Source organism: Caballeronia sp., from assembly GCF_049581465.1.
Lineage (GTDB): Bacteria > Pseudomonadota > Gammaproteobacteria > Burkholderiales > Burkholderiaceae > Caballeronia.
On the sequence record NZ_JBAUSA010000976.1, the window covers coordinates 1 to 6,392 of the forward strand.

Genomic DNA, 6,392 nt, shown 5'->3' on the forward strand with positions numbered 1-6,392 from the left:
GACCCCGGTCATCCAGGCCTCGGGATGCGACCGGACGAAATCGAGAGTCTGACCGGAGTAGTCAAGCCAAACCTGATTCACGAAGTCCGGTGTTCCATCGGGCTTGAGCGTCCAGGCGGACACAGGAAGTCGCTGCAGCAGGCCGGCCTGGAGCTGCAGATCCGCATAGAGGTGCGCATTCTCCAGTGAAATAGCGGCTTGCGAGGCCAGTAACTGCAGCACCGCAACGCGGTCGGGCGTGAAGGCGAACGGTACCAGGTTGTTCTCAAGATAGAGTGCGCCGACCAATTTCGCTTGCTTGACGATTGGCAGACAGAGGACAGATTTAGAGCGACTCTGCCGCACATACTCGTCCTCTAAATACACATGATCGGCCGAGGCATCATCGAGGAGTACGCGCTCCCGCGTCCGGATGGCGTAATGCAGCACGGATTGAGGCAGATCGGAGGGCGTAATCGCTGCGTGGCGAGCCGCAACCTCGATCTTGCCCTGGCCGGTGGCAGCCTCCGCTTCGATTCTCGGCTCGCCGTCCCGAATCAGGATCAACAACCCCCGCTCGGCCCCCGCATTCTGCAACGCGATGGTCATGAGCCGCTCGATCAAATGGGGCAGCAGCATTTCGCTCGACAGAGCTTGTGACGCCTTGACGACGGCTGCAACGTCGAGCTGCTGATCGATCGCCTCTTTCGCCGTGCCGCGCGGCTCGGCCGTGGCCAGTTGCGGATATCGAGCCTCCAGTTGCCGTACCACGCCATCCGCGCCCCAGCGCCGATAGCCTTCGCGGGCGCGCAACAGATACATCTCGGCGATGTCCTCGAAGCCACAGACGGCATAGAAGCGAGCGGCGGTCTCGCAAGCCAGCGCCTCATTGTGGATGAAGCCATTTTTGCGGGCCGAGCGGATAGCCTGTTGATAGAGGCGCTCGGCGTCTAGGTCGCGGCCTTCCAGACGCGCAATCTCGGCGCCCACCAGCGCAGCGCGGTCCCCGACATTCTCCGGGCAGTGCTCGGCCCAAGTCTGGAGTTGCTGGTGGTGGGCCGTCAGTGCTTCCAGGTCCGACTGCCCTTCACTAGGGCTGGCCGCGCCAGCGTCAATAGCGCCAGCTCGCGCCATCGCGGCATAGAAATGGTATTCGGCCAAGTCGATAAATGTCGGCGCTAGCGAGAGCAAGTCCAGCCAGCCCTTTGCCTTGAGCGCAGCTGCGACCGCTTCGGCATAATCCCCCGCGAAAACGCACGTCTCCAATCTTCTGATCCAGTATGAGCCTGCAGCAAGCAACAGATTTGGCTCTGCCTCGAGGCACCGCACCAGCGCGTCCTCGTCGAACTGCTTGTCGCCTAAATTTACGAAATCATTCGGTAGGCCCCTGAGCGTCCGAACAAGAAAGAGAAAACTGAGGACGATGGCTGCGATCAAGACAGAATTGGTTTTTTGCGCGAACTCTATTCCGACCATCACCTCTCGATCTAAATCACCTAAAGGGGTGCCGGAAAAGCAAGAGTTTATGATTAAATTAACGTGACAATATCCCGTATAGGCAAGATCGCCGGTGCTATTCGCTTCGTCAGAAGTCTGCAGGATGAGCGCGCGGCAAGATCGAACGCTCTGCTGGCGCGGGCTGATCCAGATCGCGAAGGGCAGGTAAACACGAACCTTGAAGGCGTCCAGCCCTCGCTTGTTTACGAGATCGATGCCGAGCTGACCAAAGCGCAGCGCCGTCGGGTAGTCCGCAAAGTCGGACGAGAAGACCCAACCAAACCAGACATAGGCGCAGGATGACGCGTCGCTATTGCCGTGGTTCAAACTAAGATTCACCATGCGTGCGACCATCAGTCGGAACAGGTTGCTGTCGGTTGACTGCGAGGACACCATTGCCTTGGTCAGCACGTCCAAAGTAGCGCGCGTATCAGCGTCGTTCAGCAGGGGCAAATCGATCAGATCTTCGATCTGACGGGTGCCCAATCGGCGCCATACGCGCTCGTACTCCTGCTGTACGTCCTCATCCGTTGGCTGGGCAGACCAGTCGACGCCAACCCCCTGGAGGTAGTCGAGGCACACGGCCACCGCTCGGTCCAACCGGGAGAGAACGTTGTAAAGATCCATGTGCATACAGGCGACGGCGGCTTGATCGACCCGATTTGTCGCCCGGCGGGCCAGTATCGACAGCCGCTCTTCGGCGCTTGGCATCTCGCCCGTCAGAAACTCGGCTTCGGCGCGGTGTAACTCGAGCTCGAAAACCAGCGGGTATTGCTGCGCCCAACAATCATCCGCCAGCAAAGCGCGGCCTTCCGCAAAATACGTCAGCGCGGAGGAATAGGCGGTGGCGTTCCGGGCGCGCTTGCCGGCCATCAGATTCAGCCACGCCACCTGCGTGCGTTCCTCTTGCGCGGTAATCAGCGTGGCGCTTCGATTGAACTGGCTGACGATCTCGAAGACGATCTCTTCGCGGTTGTCGGGCGGCGTGTCCGCCAACAGCGATCTGCCGATCTGGAGGTGAATTTCCGCGCGCGCGGCCTCGGGGATCAGCGAATAGGCAGCCTCCTGGATGCGATCGTGCTGGAAGGCATAGGAAGTCTCCGACCGGAACACCAGGCCGGCTCGAACGGCTTCCCAAAGACTGTCGTGAAGCTCTCCGGGAGAGGTCTGGCAGACCGTTGCCAGCAGCGCGAAATCGGCACGGAAGCCGACGCAAGCGAGTTGGCGAAGTGCTGCCAGTGTTGCGGCCGGCAAGCGATTGAGCTTGGCGACCATGAGATCGACGACATTATCGGTGTAGCGTTTCGCGTAGATGCGACCTAGGTCCCAGGACCAGCGAGCATCAGTGTGATCAAAGGCCAGCAGCGATTCATCCGCGAGCGCATGGAGAAACTGGGTTGCAAAGAACGGATTGCCGCCGGTCTTCTCTTGCACCAGTTGAACAAGTGGGTTCGCGCGCGTAGCCTCGCAGCGTAAGGAGTCCGAGATCAATTGTCCAAGATCGTCGTAGGTCAAAGGCGCCAATACGATGTCATGTACTGTTGCGCCCGCTTGGCGGATCGCATCGAGCTTGCGCATGAGCGGGTGCGTGGCATCGATCTCGTTATCCCGGTAGGCGCCGATCAGCAGCAAGTGCCTGATATCCCGTTGCGCGAGAATATCTTCGAGCAGATCAAGCGTCGCGGCATCGAGCCATTGCAGATCGTCGAGGAACAGTGCCAGCGGGTGCTCAGGCCGCGCAAAGACGGCGATGAACCGCAGTAATACAGTTTGGAAACGGCGCTGCGCATCCTGCGGTGGAAGCTCGAGGACCGGTGGCTGCGCGCCAATAACGAGTTCGAGTTCGGGGATAAGGCTGACGATCAGCGGCCCGTTCGGACCCAGCGCCTCGCGAAGCGCTTCCCGCCAGATGTGGAGTTCAGTTTCGCTCTTGCCTAAAACCTGCCGGACGAGACTTTGGAAGGCTTGCGCCACCGTGGCGTAAGGGATGTCGCGCTTGCGCTGATCGAACTTGCCGGAGGCGAAGAGGCCGCGCGGTGGGACGAGCACCTTGTGGAGTTCATTCACGACCGAGGATTTGCCGACGCCGGAGTATCCGGAGACGAGCACCAGCTCGGGCGCCCCGATTTTGATCATGCGATCGAAGGACGCAAGCAACGCCTCGACCTCGCGGTCTCGGCCATAGAGCTTTTCCGGAATCAAGAACCGGTCCGGCGTGTCATCTTCAGCCAGCGGGAAGTCGGCGAGCGACCCGCGCTCCCAATCTGCGAGGCAGCGCCGCAGGTCGCGTTCGAGACCGGCTGCGGTCTGGTACCGGTCCTCGGCCGTCTTGGCGAGCAGCTTCACGACGATGGCAGAGATGACGGGGGGAACGTCTGCTGCCCGCTCGCCGGGCGGCACCGGTTTTCTGGCAATATGGCAGTGGACCCAATCCATCGGATCGACCGCCGTGAAGGGCAGCGAACCCGTCAGCATCTGATAAAGCGTGACGCCGAGCGAATAGAGGTCACTGCGCGAATCGATAGAACGGTTCATCCGTCCGGTCTGTTCGGGCGCCATGTAGGGCAGCGAGCCTGCAATGTATTCCGGGGCCTCGGGCTCCTGGCGCTCGTGCGGGAGTCGGGAAGCAATGCCAAAGCCGGTGAGCCACACGTGGCCGGCGTGGTCGACCAGTGCGTTTGCCGGCTTGACGTCCTTATGAATGAGGCCCTGCTGGTGAGCCTGACTAAGCGCTGACGTCAGACCAATGGCAATACGCAGGAAGTGTGGAAGATCGAGTGGGTGATCCTTGCGCTGCTCAATGAGCCGATCCAGGGGTTCACCGCCAGGGTCCTTGAGAATGAGAACCGCTCGCCTCAGGTGACGGGTCAGCGCCACAGGCTGAGCCGCCCATGCCGCATCGAGTTTGGATTCCAGCGACCACTCGTGTTCGAGCCGCCGCAGGCTCTGGGGCGACGGCCCTTCAGCGGCAACCGCCAGCGCCAGGACCGGCGTCTGTTTGCCGAGTTCCCTCCCGCGGTAAAGGGTGAAGTCCGCCTCCTCGCGAAGCGGCTCTAACATGTACCCAGAATCCTCTGTCATAGAGAACGCTCGTGTTGTCACGACGAAAGGCTGCTCCTTTCTCGGTGAAAGAAACGGGCTGCTAAATGCTATCGTGGGTAATGCTATTGTCAGATTGGGGGAAGCGCCCATGCTGCGATAGCCGTTCTCCCCATGGCGAGACCCGATGATTGTGGCATACCGATTTGCCAATGTCGCCATCGGCGGGTGATCGTCGCCCTCTGGTTTCGGCCGACCTGAAGCAACATCGGCGAGGCCGTTTCGAGTTTTGGTGCGGCCGCTCGCCCCCCCCTCTTCACCGTTGGCGTGAATGTGGGGCAGTTACATGGCGGGTTCTCGCGGATCGTTGCTAACGGCCGCAGAAGGCTCAATTCCAGAACGGCGGAAAAGGTTGTTCACGCGTGCTTGCTCACGATCGTCGGCCGGAGCCATCAAAGCCAGTAAAACATACAGAGCCGTGTTCACGAGGATACCCACCACCCCTGATGTCAGACCGCCTAACCAGGGCACCGACAGCGGATAAGCAATCTGAAGCCCCGCTGCCATCGCAAATCCAACGATCATGCCTACTACCGCACCGGTGGCATTACCACGACGCCAGAATATTCCGAGATACAGAGACGGTGCGAGTTGTACGACACCTTGATAGGAAGTTATCGCCCACGTGACAAGCCCCGAAGTTGTATGCATCGTTCCTATGGCACCCGCCACCCCAAGCAGCGTCACAACAATGATCGAAACTTTAGCCAGCTTGGTCCGGCTTGCGTCCGACAATGCACGATCGGGGATAATATCCTGCGCGATCTGCGTGCCGACAGCAGCTGTAATCGCGTTAATGTTTCCCATGGTCGCCGCCAGCACTAACACACCAGCGAATGCAAGCAGCAAGGGACCGCCGAGCGCGGTAACAGTGAACCAGACTTTGTCAGGTGACGCAGCTACCGCCGGAAGCGAATGGGCCAGCATGGACATCACGAAGAGTGCCGCAGAAAATGCCGCCAGGAGCGGCGCAGATTGCAGCGCAGACTTCTTGATTGTTGTCGTTCCGTCCGCAGTAAACAGTCGGACAAAAATATCCGGCCAGCACCACGCGCCTAGTGCACCGGTCAGTACAATCGACATGAAATACAGCGGCCCCGCCGTGCTTCCCTGTCCAGGCAGCGTAGCAAACTCCTTCGGGAGCTTGTCGAATCCGTGCCCATGAGTCAGCAGCCACCCGATCATTCCCACCGAGATCAAGAAGCCAAGTCCGTAAGCGGTAATACCTTGGACCATGTCACTGATGACGATACCCCGCATTCCCATCCTGACAGTCCAAACTTGCCGGATAGCCAAGACGGCGACTCCAATAAAGACGGCAGCGGTTGTACTCACATGACCAAAGGACAATGATTCAAACACCGCTCCCACAGACTGCATTCCGAGAACAAGCCACGGAAGCATCGAAATAATGCCAATGACTGCGGCAATAACTCGAACTGCGGAGGAGTTGTATCGGATCCCCACGAAGTCCGCCTGCGTCCTCAGATCAAACTTTCGTCCCCATTCATGCATGCGCTCCGCCATGAAGAACATGAAAAGCATCGCGAGCAAAGAGTAAAAAATCGAGTAAAAACCGATGAGGCCGCTTTGTGCAGTCAGACCTGCGAAAGCAATAAATGTGGTGCCTGGCAGCCAAGTATTCAAAAACGACATAGTTTGAAACCAGGCACCGAATGAGCGGCCGGCAACTGCATATTCCGTGAAAGTTCTCTCACGTCGATTGGATCTCTCGAGGATCAACACGACAAGCCCAAAAAAGACCGCGATCGTACCGTAGCCGAGAAGAAAGTTGTTCACGTCGAACTCCCTGATGT

General features: G+C 59.2%; 2 protein-coding genes. Both read right to left on the minus strand.

Features of this window, described 5'->3' with window-relative positions:
• On the minus strand, positions 1-4,536 hold a 4,536-nt coding region (locus WCA53_RS23995; protein WP_423916330.1), incomplete at its 3' end, for an AAA family ATPase.
• Between the two features lie 321 nt (positions 4,537-4,857).
• Positions 4,858-6,392 (minus strand): sodium:solute symporter family protein (locus tag WCA53_RS24000; RefSeq protein ID WP_423916332.1); only part of this gene is annotated, 1,535 nt, incomplete at its 5' end.